We start from the raw sequence: 25,042 nt of genomic DNA, 5'->3' as shown, positions 1-25,042 counted from the left end.
ACCAGGAAACTCTAGAGCGAAGGTCGTCGTCGCCAGCAGCGCCGCCGCCCTCGTCAGTGATCGGGCTTATAGACCCCACACCTCGCAGACGTCAACAGACATCTTCAAAAAAACTTCAAAAACAGACAACCCATTGAAATAAAACATAAATACAGGCTGTTGATAAATTCGGTCGGTTTTGAAGACCGCTTTCCCGCGCTATCGGGCCGCAAATCACCGGCCGGACACCGGGAATTCGCAATCCCGCCATGATCCGACACCCATTACGGTCGCGACACGCGCCGCGCGCTCACCGGCAACGGCGCCGCCTCGCGGATGAAATCGCCGCGATTCTCCCGGACCGTCTGCAGCAGAAACTCCCGAACCGCCCTCACCCGTGGAACCGCCAGGAGATCCCGATGGCATACCATCCAATAGGTGCGCTTGAGCTCGATCTCGTCGGGCAGAACGATATCCAGATCCTCTGCCTCCCGCGCCATGAAGTGCGGCAGCACGCAGAGACCAAGTCCCTGACGCACCGCCTTCAGCTGGGTGAGAATGCTCGAACTCTGGAAATGCGCCCGCAGTCCCGGCTGCAATTCGCCGAGATAATCGAGGCCGGGCGCAAAGATCATGTCTTCGATGTACCCGACGAAACGATGCGCCGCGAGGTCGTTGCGACCGGTGATCGGCGCATGCCTGGCCAGATAGCTGCGTGCGCCATAGACATGCAGCGTATAGGGGGTGAGCACCTCGGAATGATAGGGGCCGGCCTTCGGCGCCGTCAGCGCCACCTGGATGTCCGCCTCCTTGCGCGACAGCGACATGATCTGCTGGATCGCCACCAGCTCCAGCGAGACGTTCGGGTAGCGCGCGGCAAAATCCGCCAGCCGGTCGGCGAGGAAGAAATTGCCGAAGCCTTCGAGCGTGCTCAGCCGCACCACGCCGCGCTGTGCGGTCAGCCCATCATTGATGTCGAGCTGCAGCTGTTCGGTCTCGCGCTCGATGCGCTCGGCCGTCTCGATGAAGCGCTGACCCATACCGGTCAGGACGTAGCCGCGCGGATTGCGCTCGAACAGCTTCACCTTGAGCGCGAATTCCAGCCGGTCGATCCGCCGCGAAACCGTGGCGTGGCTGGTTCTGAGCCTGCGCGCCGCCGTCGACAATTGCCCGGTGCGGGCGACCGCCAGAAAGAACTGCAGATCGTCCCATGTGAAATTCGGATTCATTGTCACTCCCCATCTGTTCGAAAATGAACAGACCCTGTTTGCAATTTACGGTCGGCGGCGCTTGCATCCAAGCGGTTTTTTCCGGATTGTAACGGATAGAGCCGACATCTGAGGAGCATGTCTGGCCAAATATGAACAGAACGAAATGGACGATCCGGCGTTGCTGACAGCGTGCCGGAAACGGCGCGCGCGTTTGCGCTGTGTTTCGTTACGGTTCCAAGCCCTGGAGGAGGACATGATGACGAAGAAACTGATCGTAACATTGGCAGCGATGCTTGCCAGCAGCACGGCCGCTTTCGCCGATGCATCCGACGGAAAGGTCAAGATCGGCATCCTGAACGACCAGTCCGGCGTCTATGCCGACTTCGGCGGCAAGTCCTCCTACGAGGCGGCGCTGATGGCGGTCGAGGATTTCGGCGGCAAGGTGCTCGGCGTGCCGGTGGAAGTGATTACCGCCGACCACCAGAACAAGGCCGACATCGCCTCCAACATCGCCCGTCAATGGTACGATACCGAACAGGTCGACAGCATCATGGAGCTGACCAGCTCCTCGGTCGGCCTTGCGGTACAGGCGCTGTCGAAGGAAAAGAAGAGGATCACCATCAACACCGGTGCAGCGACCACCGAGCTCACCGGCAAGCAGTGCTCGCCCTATGGTTTCCACTGGGCCTATGACACCCATGCGCTGGCCGTCGGCACCGGCGGCGCGCTCGTCAAGCAGGGCGGCGACAGCTGGTTCTTCCTGACCGCCGACTATGCCTTCGGTTATTCGCTCGAGGAAAACACCAGCAACTACGTCAAGGAAAACGGCGGCACGGTCGTCGGTTCCGTCCGCCATCCGCTGGCAACCACCGACTTCTCCTCCTTCCTGTTGCAGGCGCAATCCTCCGGCGCCAAGGTGATCGGCCTTGCCAATGCCGGCCTCGACACCTCGAACGCCATCAAGCAGGCGGCCGAATTCGGCATCGTCCAGGGCGGCCAGCGCTTGGCAGCGCTGCTCTTCACGCTCGCCGAAGTCCATGGTCTCGGGCTTGAAGCGGCGCAAGGCCTGACGCTCACCGAAGGCTTCTACTGGAACCGCAACGAAGAAAGCGCCAAGTTCGGCAAGCGCTTCATGGAGCGCACCGGCAAGATGCCGAACATGGTGCATGCCGGCACCTACTCGGCCGTGCTTTCCTATCTGAAGGCGATCGAGAAGGCCGGCACGGACGACGCCGATGCCGTTGCCAAGGAACTGCGTGCGCTGCCGGTCAACGATGTCTTCGCCGAAAACGGCAAGGTCGCCGAGAATGGCCGCATGATCCACGACATGTATCTTCTGGAAGTGAAGAAGCCGGACGAAAGCAAGGAACCCTGGGATTACTTCAAGGTGCTCGCCACCATTCCGGGTGCCGAAGCCTTCATCGATCCGGCCAAGAGCGGCTGCGACCTCGTGAAGTCCTGACGCGATGGGCGCACCGGTCAACGAACCGAACGGCGCGCCGCGGGTGGTTCTCTCCGCCCGCGGCCTGCGCCGCGACTTTGGTGGCTTCACCGCCGTCAACAACGTCAATCTCGACGTCCATCATGCGCGCGTGCATGCGCTGATCGGTCCGAACGGCGCCGGCAAGACGACGGTCTTCAACCTGTTGACCAAGTTCCTGCAGCCGACCGACGGCACGATCACGCTGCTTGGCGAGGACATCACCCGCACGGCACCGGACAAGGTGGCGCGCATGGGGCTGGTGCGCTCGTTCCAGATCTCCGCCGTCTTTCCGCATCTGAGCGTGCTCGACAATGTGCGCGTTGCGCTGCAGCGACCGAACGGGCTGGCGACCCAGTTCTGGAAACCGATCTCGGCGCTCGACAGCCTCAACGCCAAGGCCGACCAGCTGATCCGCTCGGTCGGTCTCGACCGGGAGCGCAATGCCATTGCCGCCGATCTTTCCTATGGCCGCAAGCGCGTGCTCGAAATCGCAACGACGCTGGCGCTCGATCCCAAGGTGCTGCTCTTGGACGAGCCGATGGCCGGCATGGGCCACGAGGATGTCGGCATGGTTGCCGAGATCATCCGCGAGGTGGCGCGCGAACGTGCCGTGCTGATGGTCGAGCACAACCTCTCCGTCGTCTCGACGCTCTGCCACCACGTCACCGTGCTGCAGCGCGGCGAGATCCTGGCGGAGGGCGACTACGCCGAGGTGTCCGCCGACCCGCGCGTGCGCACCGCCTATATGGGCACCGAGGAGGCCTGAGATGAAACCGCTCTTGAAAGTTTCCGGCCTCAACGCCTGGTACGGCGAAAGCCATATCCTGCACGGCGTCGACCTTTCCGTCGGCGAAGGCGAGATGGTGACGCTGCTCGGCCGCAACGGCGTCGGCAAGACGACGACGCTGCGCGCAATCATGGGCATCGTGCGCAAGCGCAGGGGCGAGATCAGTTTTGCCGATGCGGACCTGATGAAGGTGCCGCTACACCGGGTCGCCCATCACGGCCTCGGCTTCATTCCCGAAGAGCGCGGCATCTTTTCGACGCTGTCGGTGCATGAAAACCTGCTTTTGCCGCCGGCGGTCGCCAAGGGCGGCATGACGATCGACGAGATTTTCGAGCTCTTTCCGAACCTCTACGAGCGCCGCAGCAGCCCCGGCACCAAGCTTTCCGGCGGCGAGCAGCAGATGCTGGCGATCGCCCGTATCCTGCGAACCGGCGTGCGCATGATGCTGCTCGACGAACCGACCGAGGGACTTGCCCCCGTTATCGTCCAGCGCATCGGCGACGTGCTGAAAACCCTGAAGCAGCGCGGCATGACCGTGCTTCTGGTCGAGCAGAACTTCCGCTTCGCGAGCAAGGTCGCAGACCGCTTCTATCTGATGGACCATGGCCAGATGGTCGGCGAGTTCCCGGTTTCGGAGCTTTCCGCCCGCATGGACACGCTGCATGATGTGCTGGGGGTCTGAGCGATGAGTACGATTTTCGGAATTCCCATGCAGGCCTTGCTCGGGCAGCTCCTGATCGGGCTGATCAACGGCTCGTTCTATGCGCTGCTCAGCCTCGGCCTTGCCATCATCTTCGGCCTGCTGCGGGTCATCAACTTCGCCCATGGCGCGCAATACATGCTCGGCGCCTTCTTCGCCTGGCTGCTGCTGTCCCACTTCGGTCTCGGCTACTGGCCGGCGCTGGTCGTCGCCCCCATTGCCGTCGGCCTCGTCGGCGCGGTGATCGAGCGCACGATGCTGAGACGCCTCTATACGCTCGACCCCCTCTATGGCCTGCTCTTCACTTTCGGCCTGGCACTGACGATCGAGGGCACCTTCCGCTATCTCTATGGCGCCTCCGGCCAGCCCTATGCGACGCCGGCGGCCCTTGCCGGCGGCACCAATCTCGGCTTCATGTTCCTGCCCATCTATCGCGGCTGGGTGATTGTCTTCTCGCTTGTCGTGTGCATCGGCACCTGGCTTGTGATCGAAAAGACCAAGCTCGGCTCCTATCTGCGGGCGGCAACCGAAAACCCGGTGCTGGTGCAATCCTTCGGCATCAACGTGCCCTTCCTGCTGACGCTCACCTATGCGCTCGGAGCAGCACTTGCCGCCCTTGCGGGTGTGCTTGCAGCACCGATCTACCAGGTCTCGCCGCTGATGGGCTCCAACATCATCATCGTCGTCTTCGCCGTGGTGGTCGTCGGCGGCATGGGCTCGATCATGGGTGCGATCGTCACCGGCTACCTTCTCGGCGTCGCCGAGGGGCTGACCAAGGTCTTCTATCCGGAGGCCTCCAACATCGTGATCTTCGTGATCATGGCCATCGTTCTCCTGATACGGCCGGCAGGCCTCTTCGGCCGGGATGCTTGATATGACGCTGACACTCGACATCGAAAAACCGAAGGAAAAGAGCCCGGTCGTCGCCCAGACGGTGTTCCTGGGCTTGGGGTTGGCGCTCCTCATCCTGGCGCCGTTGTTCTTCTACCCCGTCTTCCTGATGAAGCTCCTCTGCTTCGCGCTCTTTGCCTGCGCCTTCAACCTGCTGCTCGGCTATACCGGCCTTCTGTCCTTCGGCCACGCGGCCTTCTTCGGCGGGGCGGCCTACTTCACCGCCCATGCCGTCAAGGAATGGGGCCTGCCGCCGGAACTCGGCATTCTCGTCGGCGTCGCAGGCGCGGCGTTTCTCGGGCTGATCGTCGGCTATCTGGCGATCCGCCGGCAGGGCATCTATTTCGCGATGATCACGCTGGCGCTGGCGCAGATGTTTTATTTCTTCTGCCTGCAGGCGGAGTTCACCAAGGGCGAGGACGGCATCCAGTCCGTGCCGCGCGGCCACCTCTTCGGCTTCATCGATCTCAGCCAGTCGACGAACATGTACTACTTCGTGCTCGGCGTCTTCGTCATCGGCGTCGCCATCATCTGGCGCATCATCCACTCGCCCTTCGGCATGATCCTGAAATCGATCCGCGAGAACGAAACGCGCGCCGTGTCGCTCGGTTACTCCGTGCGCAACTACAAGCTCGCGGCCTTCGTCATGTCGGCAGCGCTGACCGGCCTTGCCGGTGGCGTCAAGGCGCTGGTCTTCCAGTTTGCCACGCTGACCGATGTCGGCTGGCAGATGTCGGGCGAGGTGATCCTGATGACGCTGCTCGGCGGCATCGGCACGCTGATCGGCCCGCTCTTCGGCGCCGGTCTCGTCGTGACGCTGCAGAATTATCTCGCAACCTCCGAATTCCCGGTGACGATCATCACCGGCCTCGTCTTCATGGTCTGCGTGCTGGTCTTCCGGCGCGGCATCGTCGGCGAGTTCTATCATTCGCGGCTCGGCCGCAAGCTTGGATTTGAACACAGACAGTAGCTGGCCCTTCCCGCCCCGTCGGCGGGAGGGAGCCATAGCCCGATCCGGATGAGCCAAGGATCGAGCCCCGAACATTGAGAGAGAACCATGGACACGTTCGACTACATCGTCGTCGGGGCGGGTAGCGCCGGCTGCGTGCTTGCCAACCGCCTTTCTGAAAATTCGCGCCATCGCGTGCTGCTGCTGGAAGCTGGCGGCCGCGACAATTACCACTGGATCCACATCCCGGTCGGCTACCTCTACTGCATCAACAATCCGCGCACCGACTGGTGCTTCACGACGGCGGCGGAAGAAGGTCTGAACGGTCGTTCGCTCGGTTACCCCCGCGGCAAGGTGCTCGGCGGCTGCTCGTCGATCAATGGCATGATCTACATGCGCGGCCAGGCCGAGGATTACGACCACTGGCGCCAGCTCGGCTGCGCCGGCTGGGGCTGGGACGACGTGCTGCCGCTGTTCAAGAAATCCGAGGACCATTATCGCGGCGGAAACGACATGCACGGGGCCGGCGGCGAATGGCGGGTGGAAAAGGCGCGCGTGCGCTGGGACGTGCTTGACGCGTTCCAGAAGGCGGCGACCGAGGCCGGCATCCCCGAAACACCGGATTTCAACCGCGGCAGCAACGAGGGCTCCGGCTACTTCGACGTCAACCAGCGCTCGGGCATCCGCTGGAACACGGCCAAGGCATTTCTGCGCCCGGCGCAGAAGCGCGGCAACCTCACGGTCCTGACCAAGGCGCATGTGCGCAAGCTGATCATCGAGGGCGACCGCATCGCCGGCGTCGAGTTCCAGCACGACGGTGTGGTCAAACGTGCCCGCGCTGCCCGCGAGACCGTGCTTTCCGCCGGTGCGATCGGCTCGCCGCATATTCTCGAACTCTCGGGCATCGGCCGCGGCGACGTGCTGAAGGAAAACGGCATCGAAGTCCGTCACGAACGGGCGGGCGTCGGCGAGAACCTGCAGGATCACCTGCAATTGCGCATGGCCTACAAGGTGACGGGCGTGCCGACGCTCAACGAAAAGGCCAACTCGCTCTTCGGCAAGGCGTCGATCGGGCTCGAATATCTGCTGAAACGCTCGGGCCCGATGGCGATGGCGCCGAGCCAGCTGGGTATCTTCACCCGCTCGGGTCCGGAGAAGGAAACGCCGGACCTGCAATATCACGTGCAGCCGGTCTCGCTCGACAAGTTCGGCGAGCCCGTCCATTCCTTCCCGGCGATCACCGCCAGCGTCTGCAACCTTCGTCCAGAGAGCCGTGGCTCCGTGCATCTGAAAGGTCCGGATTTTGCTGCGGCCCCGGACATCCGCCCGCGCTACCTGACGGCCGAAGCCGACCGCAACGTCGCCGTCAGCGCCATTCGCCTGACCCGGCAGATCGTCAGGCAACCGTCCTTCGCCCGCTTCAATCCGGTCGAGTTCAAGCCGGGCCCGTCCTATGAGAGCGAGGACGACCTGAAGCGCGCCGCCGGCGATATCGGCACGACGATCTTCCACCCGGTCGGCACCTGCCGCATGGGCGCCGATCCCGACAGCGTCGTCGATCCGGAACTGCGCCTGCGGGGCCTTAAGGGATTGCGGATCGCCGATGCCTCGATCATGCCGACGATCACCTCGGGCAACACCAATTCGCCGACGATCATGATCGCCGAAAAGGCGGCGACGATGATCCTGGCGGCCAATCACTAGGGCTTGTCCGGCAACAGCGGGCATGGTTGGAGCACCAGGACTTGCGCGACGCGGCTCCCGCCGAAGGTGCTGATTCCATGTCGGATTCAGCCGGGATTGCGGTGTCGGATAACGGTAAACTGGCCAAAAAGCGACGCGGAAAGCTTAAATCTCAGGGCCTGAGCCCCTATATCAGGCCCTGATGGCTCGGACTTCGAGCCCAAGCAAGATTAGGGGTTGTGATGGCAATGCAGCTATTTGGGCGTTTTGGACGAACTCTGGCAATGATGGCGATCGGCATGGTCGTCGCGCTGACCGTTGTGGACGTCGCCGAAGCGCGGCGCTCGGGCGGCGGCTTTGGCAGCCGCGGCACCCGCACCTTCTCGCAGCCGCCGGTCACCCGTACCGCGCCGACCAACGCGGCACCGATCGACCGCTCGATGACGCCGCGTCAGGACGCTGGCCCGGCCGCCACCAATCCGGCAGCCGGCCAGACGCGCCCGACCAACGCCACCCAGCCGAACGCCCGTCCGGGCTTCTTCAGCGGCTTTGGCGGTTCGCTGCTCGGCGGCCTGATGGTCGGCGGCCTCATCGGCATGCTGATGGGCGGTGGTTTCGGCGGCGCTGCCGGCTTCCTCGGCCTGATCGTGCAGATGCTGCTGATCGGTGGCCTGATCATGCTGGCCATGCGCTTCTTCGGCCGCAACCGCCAGCAGACGGCCTATGCCGGCCCGTCCGAGCGCTCGTCGGGCCAGTCGCCGTCGAACGGCATGCCGTCGTTCAAGATCCCGAGCATCGGCGGCGGCCAGGCCGGCGGCCAGGCAAATGCACGCCCCCAGGCCGCGCCTCAGCCGGCGCCCGTCACCGACGGGCCGGCCGATGAAATCGGCATCCAGGGGACCGACCTCGAACAGTTCGAAAAGATGCTGAAGGACGTGCAGGCCGCCTACGCTGCGGAAGACTATGGCACGCTGCGTCGCCTGACGACGCCGGAAGCCATGTCCTATCTGGCCGAAGAGCTCAGCGACAACGCGACGAGCGGCGTCAAGAACGATGTGCGCGACGTGCACCTCGTCCAGGGTGATGTCGCCGAAGCCTGGTCGGAAAACGGAACCGAGTTTGCGACCGTCGCCATGCGCTATGAAAGCATCGACGTCATGCGCGACCGCACCACCGGCAAGGTGATCAGCGGCGATCCGGACAACCTGACGGAAGCGGTCGAACTGTGGACCTTCGTCCGCAAGCCGGGCGCCGACTGGCAGGTTTCGGCGATCCAGGGCGTCAGCCACGACTGACGCCAAGGCGAAATGAAATGCACGAAAGGCCCGGTCGGCTCCGCCGCACCGGGCCTTTCGCTTTTCAGCGCTGCGCGATCGCCGCAACCGTGCCCTACTGCAAAGGTTTACAGCGACCTTTGCGCGTCTGATAAGACGCGCGGCGCCGTAGGGACGAGAAGCTGGCCGATCAGGTCCCGCAGCCAGCGATGGGCGGGATCGCCGTCGCGCCGGCGGTGCCAGATCTGCCGGAACGCAAAGGGCGGGATGGCGAAGGGCGGATCAAAAACCGCCAAGGACCCGGCCCCGGCATCCTGCGGCAGGATCCGGCGTGCGACCGTCAGCACCAGATCGGTACCGAGCACGAGCCCGGGCGCAGCGCTCCAATGCGGCAGCGCCAGCGCGATGCGGCGTTTGTGCCCCGCTTCAGCCAGCGCCAGGTCGATCTCGTTGCCGGTATCGCCGCGCAGCGAAACCAGAATATGCGGCCGCTGCAGATAGGCCGGGAGATCCAACGTCCTCTTGTCGCCAAGGCTCGCGGCATCCGCCAGGCAGGCGAAGTGCTCCTCGAACAAGAGCGACGTCCTCAGATCATCGGCCAGCGTCGGGAAAACACCGAGCGCCAGATCGATCTCACCGTCGACCACCTGCGCCATCATCACTTCGCGGCTCGCCTGGCTGACGATGAGGTCGACGTTCGGCGCCTGCCGGCGCAGCACCGTCATCAATTGCGGCAAAAGCACAAGGGCGGCGTAGTCGGACATCGCCAGCCGGAAGACATGGCCCTCGCGCGCCGCATCGAACGGCTGAGACCCCATGAGCTGGCGCATATGCGCAAGCGCTTCGGCAAGCTGCGGCGCGATCTCCAGCGCCCGAACCGTTGGCTCGAGCCGGCCGCCATGGCGCACGAGCAGGGGATCGTCGAAGAGGGCGCGCAAGCGCGCCAGCGCATGGCTGACCGCAGGCTGGCTCTTGTTCAGCCGGATGGCCGCACGCGAGACGTGGCGCTCCGCCAGGAGGGCGTCGAGCACCACCAGCAAGTTCAGATCGACCGCGCCAAGATTATTCATGAAACGAATATAACACGTGAAAATTCGGAATTTCCATTCTTGAAATCGATGATGGATAAGGGATCAATCAAGAAGGAAAAAACAATGCCCACATACTCCTCCCTCCTCATGCTTGCCGCGGCGATCTTCGCCGGCGCCGTCGTCCCCCTCCAGGCCGGCGCCAATGCCAATCTTGGCCGCCTCCTCGGCCATCCGCTCTGGGCAACGGTCGTCTCGCTCGGCGTCAGCCTCGTCCTCATCCTGCCGATGCTGATCGCCTTACGCGTGCCGTTGCCTACCCTGGCTATGGCATTCAAGGGTCCGTGGTGGATCTGGATCGGCGGCGCAGCCGGCGTGATCTATATCACCGCGGCTCTCCTCCTTGCGCCGAAGCTCGGCGCGGCAAGCTTCATTGTCGCCGTCATCGCTGGCCAGATGGTGATTTCCATGGTGATCGACCATTTCGGCCTCATGGGTTTCCCGCAAAAGCCGGTCAATGCGGCGCGGCTGACCGGCTTGCTCTTTATCGTCGGCGGCATGGTGATCACACAGATCGCCAATGTCACGCCGGCCCTGGCCAACGCAACGCGATAGCCATGGCCCGCACCCCGACACAGCGGCAGCTACCGGCTGCCGCTTGCCACCTTTGAAGCGCCCATGGTAGATGGCCGGTCATGTCGAGCGAACCCCATTTGATGGCCTGATTTGCCCCGCAAGGCGGGGCTTGCAGCTGTGAGCCCAGAACCGTCCGCCTGTTGAGCGGGCCATTCCTGTTCGCGTCGATCCCATCTCACCTGCCCAGTGCAGCTGACCCGAGGTCGATTGCGTTTCATCGGGCTCTCCTTATGAAAAGTTCCAATCTCTGGGGCCATGCCGCCTTCCGGCGCATCAGCCTCGCTCTCGCCGTCGATTCCTTCTGCTCCTGGATGCTCGTCGCAGCACTTCCCCTGGTCGTTGCAAGCCGCTTCGGCGCCGGTGCGGAACTGGTCGGTAGTCTTGCGTTGCGCCTGCTGCCGAGCCTCCTGCTTGCGCCATTCGTCGCGACGCTGTTGCGGCGCAGCGGCCCCCGCCTTCCCGTTCTGTGCGCCCTGTCGGCGACCGCCGTCGCCATCCCCGGCCTTGCCTTCGCACCGGACGCAATGACATTGCAGATGGTCGTCCTGGTCATCGGCGCTGCGGATGCGGTGATCACGCCGGGTCTGTTGACGTTGCGCGCCGGCGTCGTTCCCGCCGGCCGCAACATGGAGGCCAACACCGCCTTCCAGGCCATCGACCGCTTCGCCAAGATTTTCGCACCGCCGGCGGCGGGTCTCGCCGTCGCCTCCACCTCGATCACGGTGACACTTCTTGCGCTGGCACTCGCCCAGATCGCCGCAGCCTGGCTGCTGATGCTTCAACCGTGCAACGAGCCTGCAAAACAGCAACCGGCGCCCTTGCCCGCATCGAGTTTCGGAAGGGAGGCCGTTGCGATCCTCCGCGAAAAGCCGTTGCTTTGGGCTTTGCTGTTGCCTGCCTTCGGCTACATGGTCTCGCTCGGTGCGCTGCAGCCGTTCCTGTTCTGGCTCAATCGTGACCAGTTCCATCTGGGCCCGGAAATGTGGACCTTGCTTCTGGCCGCACAGGGTGCCGGCGCCCTGATCGGCGCGTTCGTCTCGCACCGGCTGGCCGGGGCCTTGACCAATACAGGGACGCTGCTTCGCGCCTATCTCGTCGCCAGCCTGCTCGAAGGCCTCTCGACCTTCGCGCTGATCTTTGCCCCCAACCACCTCGTGGCCGGTGGACTGCTGATCGTCGGTGGCATACCGGAGATGGTCGCTTTCGCCACGTATTTCACCCTTGTGCAGCGCTGCCTGTCTCTGGAACGCCAGACGGTCCTTTACGCCATCAGCCTGCCACTGATGGATGTCTGCCTGATCGTCGGCATAGTCTCCGGCGCCTTGTATACGAGCAGTCTCATGACCCTCGGGCAGTTCTGGCTGTTTGCCAGCGCCTGCGCCGTGCTGCCGGTCCTGCCGTTCCTTAAGCGCCGAGCGGGCGACCGCTGAAGACCGGCCCGCCAATCCGAAAAAGATCAACGCCAGCCGTAACTTGCGGCTGGCGTGTTTCGTTTCGACTGGCCATACTTGCCCCGGGCTAAAAAGGGGTATGGCATGCAGGATCGGCTGTTCATCGACGGCAAATGGGAAAAACCGCGGCGCGGCGGCACGCTCGACGTGATCGATCCGGCGACGGAGGAGATCATCCATCGTGCGCCGGCGGCGACCTACGAGGATGTGGACCGGGCCGCAAAGGCCGCCCGCATCGCCTTCGACAGCGGTCCCTGGCCGAAACTGTCAGGCGCCGAGCGCGCCGTTTATTTGAGGGCGATCGCCGAAAAGATCGAAGAGAAGCGCCATTCCCTGGCGCGGCTTGAAGTGGCCGACAATGGCAAGCCGTTGCCGGAGGCGCTCTGGGACATAGACGATGCCGCCGGCTGCTTTCGCTACTATGCCGGCCTCGCCGACGAATTGGACGCCAATCCCGAGGAGACGATCGCGGTTGGCGACAATCGTTTCACCGCGCGTGCGGTACGCGAGCCGCTCGGCGTCGTCGGGGCGATCACGCCGTGGAACTATCCGCTGCTGATGGTCTCCTGGAAGGTGGCCCCGGCGCTTGCCGCCGGCTGCACCATCGTGCTGAAACCTTCCGAACTGACGCCGCTGACGGCGCTTGAGCTCGGCGTCATTGCCGAGGAGGTCGGGCTCCCGCCTGGCGTGCTCAATATCCTGACCGGCACCGGCCAGGACGCCGGCCAGCCGCTCACCGAACATCCGTTGATCGACAAGCTCGCCTTCACCGGCTCGGTCGTCACCGGCCGCAAGGTGATGATGGCCGGCGCCCAGGACATCAAGAATGTCAGCCTGGAACTCGGCGGCAAGTCGCCCTTCGTCGTCTTTGCCGACAGCGACATCGACAAGGCCGTCGAATGGATCATGTTCGGCATCTTCTGGAACCAGGGTCAGGTCTGCTCGGCGACATCGCGCGTGCTCGTCGAAGAGGAGATCTACGAGACCGTCGTCAGGCGCCTTTGCGCGGAGGCCGCGAAGATCAGGATCGGCAATGGCCTGGAGGACGGCACCCTGCTCGGACCGATCGTGTCCCGAGGCCAGTATGACAAGATCATGGGCGCCATTGACCGTGCCCGCCAGGACGGTGCGACGGTGGCTGCGGGCGGCGGCCGGCCGGCCGGCCTCAACAGCGGTTACTTCCTCGAGCCGACGGTGCTGACCGACATGCGCGAAGACAGTTATGTCTGGCGCGAGGAGATCTTCGGCCCGGTCGTCTGCGTCAAGTCCTTCCGCGAGGAGGCCGACGCAATCCGCATGGCCAATGACAGCCGTTTCGGGCTGGCGGCGGCCGTCATGTCGGCCGACAGGGACCGTTGCGAGCGCGTTGCCCGCGCGTTTCGCGCCGGCATCGTCTGGATCAACTGCTCGCAGCCGACCTTCACCGAGGCGCCCTGGGGTGGCTACAAGCAGTCGGGCATCGGCCGCGAGCTCGGGCGCTGGGGCTTGTCCAACTATCTCGAGACCAAGCAGATCACCAGTTTCGATGCGGACGAACCCTGGGGCTGGTATCTGAAGGGATAGGCTGAAACCGCGAACGTCAAATTCCCTTCATGCGGCTGTGAAATAAGCCGACTAACGATAGCAGCAAGCAAAGCTGCTGCGGGCAACTCAATCCGGAGGGTCAGATGATCAGGTCCAACGAGGATATCGAAACGCAGGACTGGCTCGAAGCGGAACTGGCCGACACGATCGATGAGGATTACGAGCTCGAGCTTTCCGAGCCGGCGCTGTCGGAAGAGATCCGCAAGATCTACCGCAAGAGCCACCCGCCTTCGATCCCGCGCATCGAGTACTTCCGCACGCTCTTGCGGCTGCAATCCGAGCTGATCAAGCTGCAAGACTGGGTGGTCCACCACAAGGAAAAGGTGGTGGTGATCTTCGAGGGCCGCGATTCCGCCGGCAAGGGCGGTGTCATCAAGCGCATCACCCAAAGGCTCAACCCGCGCGTCGTGCGCGTCGCCGCGCTGCCGGCGCCGTCCGACCGCGAAAAGACGCAATGGTATTTCCAGCGCTACGTGCCGCACCTGCCGGCCGGTGGCGAGATCGTGCTCTTCGATCGTTCCTGGTACAACCGCTCCGGCGTCGAGCGCGTCATGGGCTTTGCCACCGAGGACCAGGTCGACCAGTTCTTCAACGACGTGCCGGAATTCGAGCGCATGCTGGTTCGCTCGGGCATCCGGTTGGTGAAGTACTGGTTCTCGATCACCGACGAGGAGCAGCAAATGCGCTTCCTCGTGCGCATCCATGACCCCCTGAAGCAGTGGAAGCTCTCGCCGATGGACCTGCAGTCGCGGGTGCGCTGGGAGGCCTATACCAAGGCCAAGGAAGAGACCTTCGCCCGCACGAACATTCCCGAAGCGCCCTGGCACATCGTCGAAGGCAACGACAAGAAGCGCGCCCGGCTGAACTGCATCGACCATCTGTTGGCGCAGATCCCCTACGAGGATGTGCCGCACGAGGAAATCTCCCTGCCCGAGCGCGTCTTCAACCCGGACTATGAGCGCAAGGTGCTGCCGCCGGAGCTCTACGTGCCCTCAAAATACTGACGCGCAGGCAACTGCGCCCGTCGGCCGCAGTTTAAAGCGAGGCGGCACCCGCCCGCCTCGCTTGCAATATCCCCGCGAAAATCAGAGATTGCCGTGAAACGACAGTTTCATGGAATCGACATGAGCCCGAAAGAACGCTCCTTCCTCACGCGGGTCCGCCAGGTGCTGCCGGAGCTGCATCCGGCCGAACGGCGGTTGGGGGATTTCCTCTGCGATTTTCCCGGAGAGGTCGCGAGCTACTCCGCCCAGGAACTGGCGGCGCTGGCGCATGTGTCGAAGGCGACCGTCTCCCGTTTCATCCAGCGGCTCGGCTACGACAATTACGAGGAGGCGCGCCGCCATGCCCGCGCCGACAAGCAGACGGGCTCGCGCCTGTTCCTCGCAACGGCCACCGACAGCGGCGGCGAACAGTCGCTGTCCTCCCATGTGGCGCAAGGCGTCGCCAATATCGAGGCGACCTTTCTCGCCATTTCCGAAACCCAGGTGACAGCTGCGGCGACCGTCATCCTTGGTGCCCGCAAGGTCTGGGTCATCGGCTTTCGTGCCAGCCATTCCTTCGCAACCTACCTGCAATGGCAGATGACCCAGGTGATCGAGAATATCGCCGCCATTCCGGGCGGCGGCCAGACGCTCGGCGAACATCTGGTCAGCATCGGCAGCGACGATGTCGTCATCCTCTTCGGTCTGCGCCGGCGCGTTTCCCTGATGGAACCCATTCTCGCACAGCTCGAAAAATCAGGTGCGCGGCTGCTCTACATCACCGACGAGGGCGTTCCCTTCCTCAACCAGGCGGAATGGCACTTCCGCTGCCAGACGCTGGCGCCGGGGCCGCTCTTCAACCATGTCTCCGTCATGGCGCTTTGCCATCTGCTCACCACCCGGTGCATCGAAATCGCCGGCACTTCCGGCCGCAACCGTCTGCGCGGCATCGAAGCCATCAACGACGCGCTTGAGGAATTGTGAGCGCCGATTGGGCATTTGCCTGAAACTCCAGAACATTTTTCAGGCATAAGAAATCTGAGTTTCAACTCCTCGTTCGATCGTGATTTGCCGCCAAGCTTTTGACGGTAAACAAGAAACCTTGGTTTCTCTTGGGATGGCACGAAATCTGCTTTCCCTAATCTGGGTTGCGGGCGGCCATTTCCTTTCGCAGCGCGTCATAGAATCTTCTATGAAACCAGGATTTCATGATGTAGATTTCATGAAACTGAGTTTTCACATTTTCACGTTGTTAAGCCATAAAGGGGAACGAACCATGGCAGCGGAAAATATGGTGCCTTCCGGCAGGTCATCGCCGGTCATCAGACAGTTGGAATCAGCCTTCACCAAGATCGGCGTCACCGGCGCCCACAAGCAGATCCTCGCCCTGGTGCTCATCGGTTGCCTGTTCGACAGCTTCGAGCAGAACACCATCGGCGTCGCCGGCCCGATCCTCAAGGAACACTGGGGCCTCACCGGCACCGACATCGGCTTCCTCAACACCATTACCTTCGGCAGCGCGGCGATCGGCCGGCTGCTTTCCGGCATCCTCGGCGACCGCTACGGCCGGCGCGTGATGTTGACCATCAACCTGCTGCTCTTCACCATCGGCTCGGCCGCCTGCGCCATGGCGCCGAACTTTGCGACACTCTGCTTTGCCCGCGCCATCGTCGGCTTCGGCGTCGGCGGCGAAATCTCGACCGCCGTCACGATGCTGTCGGAATTCTGCTCGCCGAAATTCCGCGGCACGGCGGCCGGTCTCGTCAATGTCGGCGCCGGCGGCTTCGGCAACTTCCTGGCGCCTGCCTTCGGCCTGATGATCTTCACCCTCTTCCCGGGTGAAAACAGCTGGCGCTGGCTCTTCGCAGCCCTCGCCCTCCCGGCCCTGCTCGTCGTCTTCTACCGCCGCTTCGTGCCGGAAACGCCGCGCTTCCTTGCCTCGCAGGGCAAGATCGACGAAGCCAACAAGGTGCTGTCGATCCTTGCTTCCGGCTCGCTTCGCCCGCGCAATCTCAAGGTCCAGGAGTATCTGACCAAGGATCACCTGAAGGACGAGGAGCCGGCCAAGAGCGACTGGAAGGAACTCTTCCGTGCGCCCTTCATCGGCCGCACCATCCCCGTCGCCATCGCCATCCTGATGAGCTACGGCGCCCAGCTTTCGGTACTGACGCTGATGCCGATCATCTTCGTGTCCATGGGCTACACGCTGCAGGGCAGCCTGCTCTACAGCATGATCATCCAGAGCGGCAGCGTGCTCGGCGCCATCGCCGCCTCGATGTTCGGCTATTACTTCCCGCGCAAGAAGGTGCTCACACTCGGCGCCGTGTTCGCCTGCCTCGCTGCCGTCTCGATCGCCTATCTCGGCACCAACATCTATCTGGTGCTGATGTTCGGCGCGATCTTCCAGTTCTTCGTGCTGCTGCTCAACACCTCGATCTGGATCTATGCGCCGGAACTCTTCCCGACCCGCATCCGCGCCTTCGGCGTGGCGCTGATCCTTGCAACCGGTTCGGCCGCGGGCTCCTTCATCCCCACCATCGCCGGCGCGCTCTTCGACGTCTACGGCATGGTCGGTGTCTTCGGTCTTGCCGCCGGCATGTATGCGGTCTTTGCCTTCTGCATCCAGCTCGGGCCCGAGACCTACGGCATGTCGATGGAAGACCTCACCCAGCCTGCCGATGCCGACCTCGCAAAGGCTGACACTTCCGAAATCAAAGTCGGCGTGGAACTGAGAACGTGAGCGCACATATCCTTCTGATCAACCCGAACAGTTCGCGTGCCACCAGCGACATGATGGTCGCCATCGCACGCCGGGCCGCATCAGGACGCATGGCCGTGGCAGTCGCCACGGCCATGCGGAACCCGCCGATGATCGTCACGCCGGAGCAGCTGGATGCATCCGCTGCCGAGGTCGTGGAGATCGGCCAAAAGCACGACGCCGGATGCCTCGGCATCGTCGTCAGCGCCTTCGGCGATCCCGGCCTTGCCGCCCTCAAGCAGCGGCTCGATATCCCCGTGATCGGCATCTGCGAGGCCTCGATGATCGAGGCCTCGCAGAGCGGCCGCAGGTTCGGCGTCGCCACCACGACGCCGGAGCTGATCCAGGCGATCGACGATCGCGCCCGCGACCTCGGCGTCTGGCCGCAATATACCGGCATCCGCTGCACGCCCGGCGATCCGCTCGCGCTCTCCGCCCACCCGGAGCGACTGCTTTCGGCGCTCGGCGAAGCCGTCCGCCAATGCATCGAAGAGGACGGCGCAGAGGCGGTCATCATCGGCGGCGGCCCGCTCGGTCAGGCGGCCGACGAGCTTCAGCCGATGTTCTCGACACCGATCATCGCGCCGATCCCGAGCGCGATCGGCCGCATGCTCGACCTGATGCAGGTCGCCGCCTGACAGGCATTCCTCATCGCAGACACCCAAAAGGAGTATGGATCGGGCGGCGCTAATGCCTGTTTCCGCCGGCCGCCCTGTGGTATTTTCGCCCTTCCTAATTGGCGAGACCGAAGCTGGGGCGGAGGTTACGCGATGAAATCTCTCTTTGCTTCGCTGGCCGCGGTGGCGTTCTTCGCCGCGGCGGCAAGCGCGGGTCCTTTGCATGACGCGGCACGGGACGGCGACACGGAACGCGTCAAACAGTTGCTCGATCAGGGAACCGACATAACCGAGCCCGATGCGGCCGGCGAGCCGGCGCTGCTGATTGCGGCCCTGAAGGGACGCCCCGAGGTCGTTGCACTCCTTCTCGATCGCGGCAGCGACATCGAGATCCGCAACAAGGGTGGCCTGACGGCACTGCATGCCGCTGCCTATGGCGGCAATCTCGAAACCGTCAAGCTGCTTGTCGCCAAGGGCGCCGCCGTCAACGACACCGCCAACTTCTACAAGATGTCACCGCTGCATGCGGCCGCCGAAGAGGGCCACGCCGACGTGGTCGCCTTCCTGCTCGCCAACAAGGCCGACATCGAGGCCAAGGAACGCAACGGCTACACGCCGCTGACCCAGGCAGGCTGGCGATCCTATTGGCCGGCCGCCGAGCTTCTCTTGAAGGCCGGCGCGACCTGCCAGAAGGCCGAGCTTGTCGGCGAATGGCTCTATGGCGAATGCACGAAACGGCAATGATCGGATCCGGAAACGGAGGAAATGGCATGTCTCGACACTCCATACGATATGCAATCGCGGCGACAGCGGCGCTCCTTGCTTCCGCTGTCCCGTCGCTGGCGGAAGAGCCAGTTAATACCGGCTACTTCGGAGATGTGGCGATCAAGGGTTATGACCCGGTCGCCTATTTCACCGAGAACAAGGCGGTCGAAGGTTCACCCGAATTCAGCTATCGCTGGCTTGGCGCCACCTGGCAGTTCGCCAGCGCCGAGCATCGTGACCAGTTCATCAGGGAACCGACCCGCTATGCGCCACAATATGGCGGCTATTGCGCCGATGGTGTTTCCTTCGGCACGGTAACGACCAACATCGACCCCAAGGCGTGGCGCATCATCGAGGACAAGCTGTATCTCAGCTACGATCCGGGTGCCGCCGACGGGCTCGTCAAGAATCCGAACAAGGTGGTCGATTCGCGCAAGCACTGGTCCGAGGTCGAGCAGACGCTGCTGACCGAAAAGGCGAACATCAACTGGACGAAGCCTTCGCGCTGAGATCGCCGGCGGCCGTCACTTCTCGATCGAGAAGAACTTCAGAGCCTGCGGCGTGACGTTGATGTAGTCCGCCGTGCGCTCGCCTTTCGCGGTATTGCGGTAGACGTAGCCGCAGACCATGCGGTCGAGGAAATACCCGTCATATTTCTCGCAGAGCTGATTGCCCTTCACCTCGATGCGGCCGGTGATGTTGGTGTTGCTCGTACGGTAGGCGGTGTTGCCGTCCTTGTCGAAAAACTGGGCGAAGCCCGTGCCGTTCTTGTGCACGCCGACCCAGGTCTTGTCGGTGGTCAGTCGCTTGAGCTCGGCCGGGCCAAGCCGGTCACTGGCCGCACCGACGAAGCCGAAGGGCCATTCGGGAATGCCGGCGACACGAAGCCCGAAGAGGTGGCGATAGAGATCCTCCTCGCGCCAGTAGTCGTAGAGATAGCCGTAGTAGCTGAGGTTGGTGTCCGGGAAGAGCTTCAGCAGTTCCGACGCCTGCGCCGCGGCACTCTGCTGATCGCCGCGCTGGGCATAGGCGGACGCCAGATACTCGCGCACCGCCTCCGCCTTCGGCAAGGACGCGCCGGCCGCTTCGATCAACGGGATCGCCTTTTCGAGACGGCGCGTGGTGTAGTAGACGATGCCCGCCAGCAGTTGCAGGCTCGAGGACGGCGAGGGATCGAGCCTCAGCGCCCGCTCGACATCGTCGATCGCCTGCTCATGGTCGCCGGTCTGCGCCAGCACCAGCGCCAGATTGGCCAGCGCCTCGGCATCGTTCGGCTGCGCCGAGACGGCCCGAAGCGCCGATTCCTTGGCCTCCAGCGGACGGCCGTCGACGAGTTGCAGCAGCGCCAGCACCGTATGGGCACGGGCGTTGTTGGCGTCGAGCTTCAGCGCCTGGCCCGCAGCGTCATAGGCGATCTTGCGGGCAACGGCCGCCGACCAGAGATAGTTGTAGTCGTTGCGCCAGACGTCAACCGCCACGCGGGCGATACCGGCATGGGCGTCGGCAAAATCCGGATCGAGATCGATCGCGCGCTGATAATAGGCGAGCGTCTGGCGATAGGTGTCGACATCGCGCCAGATGAGGCCCTGCTGCTCGGCGCGCATGTAGTTGTCGTAGGCTTCCAGATTGTCGGTGGGGATGCGCGCCAGCTGGTCGCGCTCGCCCTCGCTGAGCTTGACCTCCAGCGCGGCGATGATCTTGCCGATGACATCATCCTGAACCGCGAAGAGATCGGCATATTGCCGGTCGTAGCGCTCGGCCCACAGCGATAGCCCGCTCATCGCGTCGATGAGCTTGACGTTGATGCGCAGCCGCTGGTCGGCCCGCTGCAGCGTGCCCTCCAGCACGTAGTGCACGCCCAGTTCGGCGGCCACGTCCTGGATCTTGGCGGCATTGCCCTTCAGCGCAAACACCGAATGGCGGGCGATGACGAAGAGGCCGGAAACCTTGGACAACTCAGTGATGAGATCGTCCGTCAGCCCTTCGGCCAAATGGTCGTGGTCGCTGTCGCCGCTGACATTGATGAAGGGCAGCACGGCGACGGACGGCTGGTCCGGCAACGGGTAGGCGAAACGTTGCGCCGGACCTGGGGAAGAGATCAACGTCCATGGCTGCCACCAGGCGGCCGCGGCGGCCAGCGCCAGCACCATCAGCCCAATCAGCAGGCTCCCCAACCAGGGACCGCTGCGCCCGTTCTTCGCGACGATGGTCTTGCCGGCCGCATCGGGATCGAGAAGCACCCGGTAGACCCGGATCGGCTCGGCAAGCCCCTTGACCGCCTGTTGGCCCAGCGAGGCAAAACCGACTCTCAGTTTGGAGACCACCTGGTCATAGGCCGTGCCGGAGATCGCGATGCCGCCCGGCTCGGCAAGCCCCTGGACCCGATCGGCGATGTTGACGCCGTCGCCATGGATGTCGTCACCCTCGACGATGATGTCGCCGAGATTGATGCCGATGCGGAAGGCCAGCCTCTCGCCGTTTGGTGCCTTGTCGGCTTCCGCCTCCGCCTTGCGCCGCTGGATTTCGACCGCGCATTGGGTCGCGTCGACGACGCTCCGGAACTCGACCAGCAGACCATCGCCCATCGTCTTCACCAGACGCCCGTGATGCTCCAGGAAGAGCGGTTCGAGGATATTGCCGAGGTCCGACTGGAATCGAAGACGCGTCCCTTCCTCGTCCAGCCGGCTCAAGCGGCTGTAACCGGCGACATCCGCGATCAGGACGGCAGCGAGGCGGCGCTCCATCGACGGGCTCTCAACGTGCGATGTACTCCAGCGACAATGTTACCGCAGCTTGGCAGGCGGCGCCATCGGTGCGCTCGGGCGATGGCGGTCGCTGGCATCGTAACCGTTACGTACTTGCGGGACCTCGCCGAAGTGGCACGATCGTCGGCACCATCTGAAGGGAGCTGACATGCTTAAACGACGTTCGCTGCTGATGCTTGGCGCCCTTGCGACGGCGCTGCCTGCGCTCAGAGTGACAAATGCGGACGCTGCCGATAGCGGCCTTAATGCCGAAGAGGCGCGCGCCATCGCCAAGGACGCCTATATCTACGGTTTCCCGCTGGTCGACAATTACCGCATCCAGCATTCCTACTTCGTCGATCGCAGCAATCCCGAATACAAGAGCGGCTGGAACACGCTCAACAACACCGCCCGCGTCTACACGCCCGAGGACAAGGCGATCCAGACGCCGAATTCCGACACGCCCTATTCGTTTCTCGGCGCGGATCTGCGTGCCGAACCGCTGGTCCTGACGGTGCCGGCGATCGAGAAAGAGCGCTACTACTCGCTCCAGTTCATCGACATGTACACTTTCAACTTCGCCTATGTCGGCAGCCGCGCGACGGGCAGCGAGGCCGGCAGCTTCCTGCTGGCGGGCCCAGGCTGGAAGGGCGAAACGCCGCCCGGGGTCAAGGCGGTGATCCGCTCGGAAACCGAGTTCGCCTTCGTGCTTTACCGCACCCAGATGTTCAATCCCGCCGACATCGAAAACGTCAAGAAGATCCAGGCGGACTACAAGGTCGAGCCGCTGTCGCGTTTCCTCGGCCAGCCGGCACCGGCACCCGCCGCGGCCGTCGATTTCGTCAAGCCGCTCAGTGCCGAAGAGGAAAAGACCTCGCCGGAGTTCTTCAGGATCCTCAATTTCATCCTCGGCTTCTGCCCGACGAACCCTTCCGAAACCGCCCTGATGGAGCGCTTCGCGAAGATCAATGTCGGTGGCGGCAAGAGCTTCGACTTCGAGACGTTTTCTCCTGATATGCAGCAGGCGATCGAAGGCGGCATCGCCGACGCCTGGGCCGCCTTCAAGGCGTTCAAGGAAACCGAGCTCGATACCGGAAAGCGAACGAGCGGCGACAGCTTCGGCACCCGTGAGTATCTGAACGGCCGCTATCTCGACCGCATGTCCGGTGCCGTACTCGGCATCTACGGTAACTCCAAGGACGAGGCGATCTATCCCGCCTATTTCACCAGCGACGACAAGAAGCCGCTCTCCGGCGAAAACAAATACACGCTGCGCTTCGAGCCGGGGCAACTGCCGCCGGTCAACGCCTTCTGGTCCCTCACCCTTTACCAGCTGCCGGCAAGCCTGCTCTACGCCAATCCGCTCAACCGCTACCTGATCAATTCGCCGATGGTTGCGGATCTGAAGAAGGACGCCGACGGCGGCGTGACGCTCTACATCCAGTACGAGAGCCCTGGGCCCGACAACGAGGCCAACTGGCTGCCTGCGCCAAGCGGCCCGTTCTTTACGGCCATGCGGCTCTATTGGCCGAAGCCGGACGCATTGGACGGCAAATGGAAAGCCCCGCCGATGCGGCGCGCCAACTGATCAACGAGGATTTGAAGCATGATGCACTATCGTTCGCTCCTCATAGCCAGCACACTGGCGATGGCTGCCGCAACCCAGGCCAGTGCCGCCGACCCCGTCATGGTCGGCGTCGACAATTTCATTCGCGCCGAGAGCGACATGTATGCGGCAAGCATGGTCAAGGACGGCGCCTTCGGCAAGTTCCTGCACCGGCGTGAGCCCGCTTCGATCGAAAATCAGACCGTCATCCGCCTCAACCGCGATACGCTCTACTCGTCAGCCGTGTTCGATCTCGATGCCGGTCCGGTCACGATTACCCTGCCGGACGCCGGAAAACGCTTCATGTCGATGCAGGTGATCAACGAGGACCATTATGTGCCCGAAGTCGTCTACGGGGCCGGCGAGACGACACTGACCAGGGAAAAGGTCGGCACGCGCTATGTCGTCGTCGGCGTCCGCACGCTTGTCGATCCGGCCGACCCGAAAGATATCGCCGAAGTGCACGCGCTGCAGGATGCGATCAAGGCCAGCCAAGAGACGGAAGGCAAGTTCGAGGTCCCGGCCTGGGATCCGGCAAGCCAGAAGAAAGTGCGCGAGGCTCTGCTCGCACTTGGCGCAACCATGCCGGACTTCAAGAAGGCCTTCGGCACCAAGAAAGAGGTCGATCCGATCCGCCACCTGATCGGCACAGCAACCGGCTGGGGGGGCAACCCGGACAGGGATGCGACCTATCTCAACGTCACGCCGGCCAAGAACGACGGCAAGACGGTCTACAAGCTCGACGTCAAGGACGTTCCGGTCGACGCCTTCTGGTCGGTCAGCGTCTACGACGCGCAAGGCTTTTACGAGAAAAACCCCTACGACGCTTACACGATCAACGACATCACCGCCAAGAAGGGCGACGACGGCGGCGTTTCGATCCAGTTCGGCGGCTGCGATGGCAAGATCGCCAACTGCCTGCCTGTCGTCGATGGCTGGAACTACACAGTGCGGCTCTACCGGCCACGCAAGGAGATCCTCGACGGCTCCTGGCACTTTCCCGAGCCGCAACCGGTGAATTAAGCTTCCCGCGTCGCGAAGCAGCCAGCGGAGATCGCATGCATGGAATTCAGGGATGACGACCTTGCGGCCTTCGCCGACCGCGGTGCAATGCCCCTGCCCGCAGCAACGGTTGAAGGCCATGTCGAGCATGACGGCGCACGGATCTGGTATGCGACCTATGGCCAGGGCAAGCCGGTGATCCTCCTGCATGGCGGTCTCGGCCACAGCGGCAACTGGGGCTTTCAGGTCCCGGCACTGCTTCAAGCTGGGCACTGTGTCATCCTGATCGACAGCCGGGGCCACGGCCGCAGCACCCGCGACAGCAAGCCCTATACCTATGAGCTGATGGCCTCGGATGTGCTTGCCGTGATGGACAGGCTGAATGTTCGGAAGGCGGCCTTTGCCGGCTGGAGCGACGGCGCCTGCATCGCACTTGTTCTTGCCTCCAAGGCGCAGGAACGCGCGACCGGCGTCTTCTTCTTCGCCTGCAACATGGACCCGACCGGCACCAGGGAGATCGAGCCGAGCCCGGTGCTCGACCGCTGCTTCGGCAGGCACTCGAGCGACTACAAGGTGCTATCGGCAACGCCAGACGATTTCGGCGCCTTCGTCGATGCGGTCAGCGCGATGCAGCGAACCGAGCCGAACTACACCGCCGAAGATCTCGGCAAGATCCGCGTACCGGTGTTGATTGTTCAGAGCGAAAACGACGAATTCATCAAACACGAGCACGCGGACTATCTCGCCCACAGCATTCCGGGCGCCGCCTTTATCCTGCTTGGCGGCGTCAGCCACTTCGCACCACTACAGCGGCCGGACAGCTTCAATGCGGCGCTCACGGCCTTCCTGGCCGCGCTGGATGATGAACCCGAGGCCGACGAGCATCAGCGGCAATGACGAGCCCGGATAGA

Annotated in this window: 22 protein-coding genes; 19 read left to right on the top strand and 3 right to left on the bottom strand. The window is 63.4% G+C overall.

Features of this window, described 5'->3' with window-relative positions; translation table 11 throughout:
* Positions 1-263: 263 nt before the first annotated feature.
* Positions 264-1,208, bottom strand: a complete 945-nt coding sequence (locus tag C1A35_RS17980) for a LysR family transcriptional regulator (protein WP_104665626.1) — start codon at positions 1,206-1,208, stop codon at positions 264-266.
* Positions 1,209-1,446: 238 nt separating this feature from the next.
* Between C1A35_RS17980 and C1A35_RS17975 the strand changes: the two genes are divergently transcribed.
* The 7 genes from C1A35_RS17975 to C1A35_RS17945 all read left to right on the top strand — a co-directional run bounded on the left by C1A35_RS17975 (position 1,447) and on the right by C1A35_RS17945 (position 8,978).
* Positions 1,447-2,652 carry an ABC transporter substrate-binding protein gene (locus tag C1A35_RS17975; RefSeq protein ID WP_104665656.1) on the top strand — a complete coding sequence of 402 codons (1,206 nt, stop codon included), beginning with the start codon at positions 1,447-1,449 and terminating at the stop codon, positions 2,650-2,652.
* A gap of 4 nt (positions 2,653-2,656) precedes the next feature.
* Positions 2,657-3,439, top strand: a complete 783-nt coding sequence (locus C1A35_RS17970) for an ABC transporter ATP-binding protein (RefSeq protein WP_104665625.1) — start codon at positions 2,657-2,659, stop codon at positions 3,437-3,439.
* Position 3,440: 1 nt separating this feature from the next.
* Complete coding sequence (locus C1A35_RS17965) at positions 3,441-4,142, top strand: ABC transporter ATP-binding protein (RefSeq protein ID WP_104665624.1); 702 nt, start codon at positions 3,441-3,443, stop codon at positions 4,140-4,142.
* A gap of 3 nt (positions 4,143-4,145) precedes the next feature.
* Entirely contained in the window at positions 4,146-5,033 is an 888-nt protein-coding gene (locus tag C1A35_RS17960) for a branched-chain amino acid ABC transporter permease (protein ID WP_104665623.1), read from the top strand.
* Positions 5,026-6,021 (top strand): branched-chain amino acid ABC transporter permease, encoded by a 996-nt coding sequence (locus tag C1A35_RS17955; protein WP_199772965.1) that lies wholly within the window; start codon positions 5,026-5,028, stop codon positions 6,019-6,021. Before C1A35_RS17960 ends, C1A35_RS17955 begins: the two co-directional genes overlap by 8 nt.
* Before the next feature lie 87 nt (positions 6,022-6,108).
* Positions 6,109-7,704, top strand: coding sequence for a GMC family oxidoreductase (locus C1A35_RS17950; RefSeq protein WP_104665621.1), 1,596 nt, complete (start codon positions 6,109-6,111; stop codon positions 7,702-7,704).
* Between the two features lie 227 nt (positions 7,705-7,931).
* On the top strand, positions 7,932-8,978 hold the full coding sequence (locus C1A35_RS17945; protein WP_440271539.1) for a Tim44 domain-containing protein: 1,047 nt from the start codon (positions 7,932-7,934) through the stop codon (positions 8,976-8,978).
* 107 nt (positions 8,979-9,085) lie between these two features.
* Here the strand turns inward: C1A35_RS17945 and C1A35_RS17940 are convergent, their stop codons facing one another.
* Positions 9,086-10,027, bottom strand: coding sequence for a LysR family transcriptional regulator (locus tag C1A35_RS17940; protein ID WP_104665619.1), 942 nt, complete (start codon positions 10,025-10,027; stop codon positions 9,086-9,088).
* A gap of 84 nt (positions 10,028-10,111) precedes the next feature.
* Between C1A35_RS17940 and C1A35_RS17935 the strand changes: the two genes are divergently transcribed.
* The 9 genes from C1A35_RS17935 to C1A35_RS17895 all read left to right on the top strand — a co-directional run bounded on the left by C1A35_RS17935 (position 10,112) and on the right by C1A35_RS17895 (position 19,288).
* Positions 10,112-10,600: a DMT family transporter gene (locus C1A35_RS17935; protein ID WP_104665618.1), complete on the top strand. Its 489-nt coding sequence runs from the start codon at positions 10,112-10,114 to the stop codon at positions 10,598-10,600.
* 251 nt (positions 10,601-10,851) lie between these two features.
* Positions 10,852-12,051, top strand: a complete 1,200-nt coding sequence (locus C1A35_RS17930) for an MFS transporter (protein ID WP_104665617.1) — start codon at positions 10,852-10,854, stop codon at positions 12,049-12,051.
* A gap of 105 nt (positions 12,052-12,156) precedes the next feature.
* Entirely contained in the window at positions 12,157-13,635 is a 1,479-nt protein-coding gene (locus tag C1A35_RS17925) for an aldehyde dehydrogenase family protein (protein WP_104665616.1), read from the top strand.
* A 104-nt stretch (positions 13,636-13,739) separates the two neighbouring features.
* The gene (gene ppk2, locus C1A35_RS17920) at positions 13,740-14,660 is read left to right on the top strand and encodes a polyphosphate kinase 2 (RefSeq protein ID WP_104665615.1); all 921 of its coding nucleotides are present in this window, start codon (positions 13,740-13,742) and stop codon (positions 14,658-14,660) included.
* 120 nt (positions 14,661-14,780) lie between these two features.
* Entirely contained in the window at positions 14,781-15,623 is an 843-nt protein-coding gene (locus C1A35_RS17915; protein ID WP_104665614.1) for a MurR/RpiR family transcriptional regulator, read from the top strand.
* Positions 15,624-15,915: 292 nt separating this feature from the next.
* The gene (locus tag C1A35_RS17910) at positions 15,916-17,379 is read left to right on the top strand and encodes an MFS transporter (RefSeq protein ID WP_199772964.1); all 1,464 of its coding nucleotides are present in this window, start codon (positions 15,916-15,918) and stop codon (positions 17,377-17,379) included.
* On the top strand, positions 17,376-18,035 hold the full coding sequence (locus C1A35_RS17905; RefSeq protein ID WP_104665612.1) for an aspartate/glutamate racemase family protein: 660 nt from the start codon (positions 17,376-17,378) through the stop codon (positions 18,033-18,035). Before C1A35_RS17910 ends, C1A35_RS17905 begins: the two co-directional genes overlap by 4 nt.
* A 132-nt stretch (positions 18,036-18,167) precedes the next feature.
* The gene (locus tag C1A35_RS17900) at positions 18,168-18,758 is read left to right on the top strand and encodes an ankyrin repeat domain-containing protein (RefSeq protein ID WP_104665611.1); all 591 of its coding nucleotides are present in this window, start codon (positions 18,168-18,170) and stop codon (positions 18,756-18,758) included.
* Positions 18,759-18,784: 26 nt separating this feature from the next.
* On the top strand, positions 18,785-19,288 hold the full coding sequence (locus tag C1A35_RS17895; protein ID WP_104665610.1) for a YHS domain-containing (seleno)protein: 504 nt from the start codon (positions 18,785-18,787) through the stop codon (positions 19,286-19,288).
* Positions 19,289-19,303: 15 nt separating this feature from the next.
* On the opposite strand, the gene C1A35_RS17890 is transcribed toward C1A35_RS17895, so the two are convergent.
* Positions 19,304-21,523 (bottom strand): adenylate/guanylate cyclase domain-containing protein, encoded by a 2,220-nt coding sequence (locus C1A35_RS17890; protein ID WP_104665609.1) that lies wholly within the window; start codon positions 21,521-21,523, stop codon positions 19,304-19,306.
* A 169-nt stretch (positions 21,524-21,692) separates the two neighbouring features.
* Here C1A35_RS17890 and C1A35_RS17885 point away from each other — a divergent pair, with 169 nt between their 5' ends.
* From C1A35_RS17885 to C1A35_RS17875, 3 genes are read left to right on the top strand one after another with little or no spacing between them, the layout of a single operon-like run.
* Positions 21,693-23,111, top strand: coding sequence for a DUF1254 domain-containing protein (locus C1A35_RS17885; protein ID WP_104665608.1), 1,419 nt, complete (start codon positions 21,693-21,695; stop codon positions 23,109-23,111).
* An 18-nt stretch (positions 23,112-23,129) separates the two neighbouring features.
* Complete coding sequence (locus C1A35_RS17880; RefSeq protein ID WP_199772963.1) at positions 23,130-24,152, top strand: DUF1254 domain-containing protein; 1,023 nt, start codon at positions 23,130-23,132, stop codon at positions 24,150-24,152.
* A gap of 39 nt (positions 24,153-24,191) precedes the next feature.
* Positions 24,192-25,028 (top strand): alpha/beta fold hydrolase, encoded by an 837-nt coding sequence (locus tag C1A35_RS17875; protein ID WP_104665607.1) that lies wholly within the window; start codon positions 24,192-24,194, stop codon positions 25,026-25,028.
* Positions 25,029-25,042 lie beyond the last annotated feature (14 nt).

This window comes from Ensifer adhaerens, assembly GCF_002940685.1.
Taxonomy (GTDB): Bacteria; Pseudomonadota; Alphaproteobacteria; order Rhizobiales; family Rhizobiaceae; genus Ensifer; species Ensifer adhaerens_E.
This window is presented reverse-complemented; position numbering and strand designations above follow the sequence as displayed.

What these genes read in the sequence shown, in the direction of transcription:
- C1A35_RS17975 (WP_104665656.1), top strand. Translation starts at nt 1,447, where the DNA reads ATGACGAAGAAACTGATCGTAACATTGGCAGCGATGCTTGCCAGCAGC.
- C1A35_RS17895 (WP_104665610.1), top strand. Translation starts at nt 18,785, where the DNA reads ATGTCTCGACACTCCATACGATATGCAATCGCGGCGACAGCGGCGCTC.
- C1A35_RS17960 (WP_104665623.1), top strand. Translation starts at nt 4,146, where the DNA reads ATGAGTACGATTTTCGGAATTCCCATGCAGGCCTTGCTCGGGCAGCTC.
- C1A35_RS17890 (WP_104665609.1), bottom strand. Translation starts at nt 21,523, where the DNA reads ATGGAGCGCCGCCTCGCTGCCGTCCTGATCGCGGATGTCGCCGGTTAC.
- C1A35_RS17935 (WP_104665618.1), top strand. Translation starts at nt 10,112, where the DNA reads ATGCCCACATACTCCTCCCTCCTCATGCTTGCCGCGGCGATCTTCGCC.
- C1A35_RS17875 (WP_104665607.1), top strand. Translation starts at nt 24,192, where the DNA reads ATGGAATTCAGGGATGACGACCTTGCGGCCTTCGCCGACCGCGGTGCA.
- C1A35_RS17915 (WP_104665614.1), top strand. Translation starts at nt 14,781, where the DNA reads ATGAGCCCGAAAGAACGCTCCTTCCTCACGCGGGTCCGCCAGGTGCTG.
- C1A35_RS17965 (WP_104665624.1), top strand. Translation starts at nt 3,441, where the DNA reads ATGAAACCGCTCTTGAAAGTTTCCGGCCTCAACGCCTGGTACGGCGAA.
- C1A35_RS17925 (WP_104665616.1), top strand. Translation starts at nt 12,157, where the DNA reads ATGCAGGATCGGCTGTTCATCGACGGCAAATGGGAAAAACCGCGGCGC.
- C1A35_RS17940 (WP_104665619.1), bottom strand. Translation starts at nt 10,027, where the DNA reads ATGAATAATCTTGGCGCGGTCGATCTGAACTTGCTGGTGGTGCTCGAC.
- C1A35_RS17930 (WP_104665617.1), top strand. Translation starts at nt 10,852, where the DNA reads ATGAAAAGTTCCAATCTCTGGGGCCATGCCGCCTTCCGGCGCATCAGC.
- C1A35_RS17885 (WP_104665608.1), top strand. Translation starts at nt 21,693, where the DNA reads ATGCTTAAACGACGTTCGCTGCTGATGCTTGGCGCCCTTGCGACGGCG.
- ppk2 (WP_104665615.1), top strand. Translation starts at nt 13,740, where the DNA reads ATGATCAGGTCCAACGAGGATATCGAAACGCAGGACTGGCTCGAAGCG.
- C1A35_RS17955 (WP_199772965.1), top strand. Translation starts at nt 5,026, where the DNA reads ATGCTTGATATGACGCTGACACTCGACATCGAAAAACCGAAGGAAAAG.
- C1A35_RS17970 (WP_104665625.1), top strand. Translation starts at nt 2,657, where the DNA reads ATGGGCGCACCGGTCAACGAACCGAACGGCGCGCCGCGGGTGGTTCTC.
- C1A35_RS17910 (WP_199772964.1), top strand. Translation starts at nt 15,916, where the DNA reads ATGGCAGCGGAAAATATGGTGCCTTCCGGCAGGTCATCGCCGGTCATC.
- C1A35_RS17980 (WP_104665626.1), bottom strand. Translation starts at nt 1,208, where the DNA reads ATGAATCCGAATTTCACATGGGACGATCTGCAGTTCTTTCTGGCGGTC.
- C1A35_RS17950 (WP_104665621.1), top strand. Translation starts at nt 6,109, where the DNA reads ATGGACACGTTCGACTACATCGTCGTCGGGGCGGGTAGCGCCGGCTGC.
- C1A35_RS17880 (WP_199772963.1), top strand. Translation starts at nt 23,130, where the DNA reads ATGATGCACTATCGTTCGCTCCTCATAGCCAGCACACTGGCGATGGCT.
- C1A35_RS17945 (WP_440271539.1), top strand. Translation starts at nt 7,932, where the DNA reads ATGCAGCTATTTGGGCGTTTTGGACGAACTCTGGCAATGATGGCGATC.
- C1A35_RS17900 (WP_104665611.1), top strand. Translation starts at nt 18,168, where the DNA reads ATGAAATCTCTCTTTGCTTCGCTGGCCGCGGTGGCGTTCTTCGCCGCG.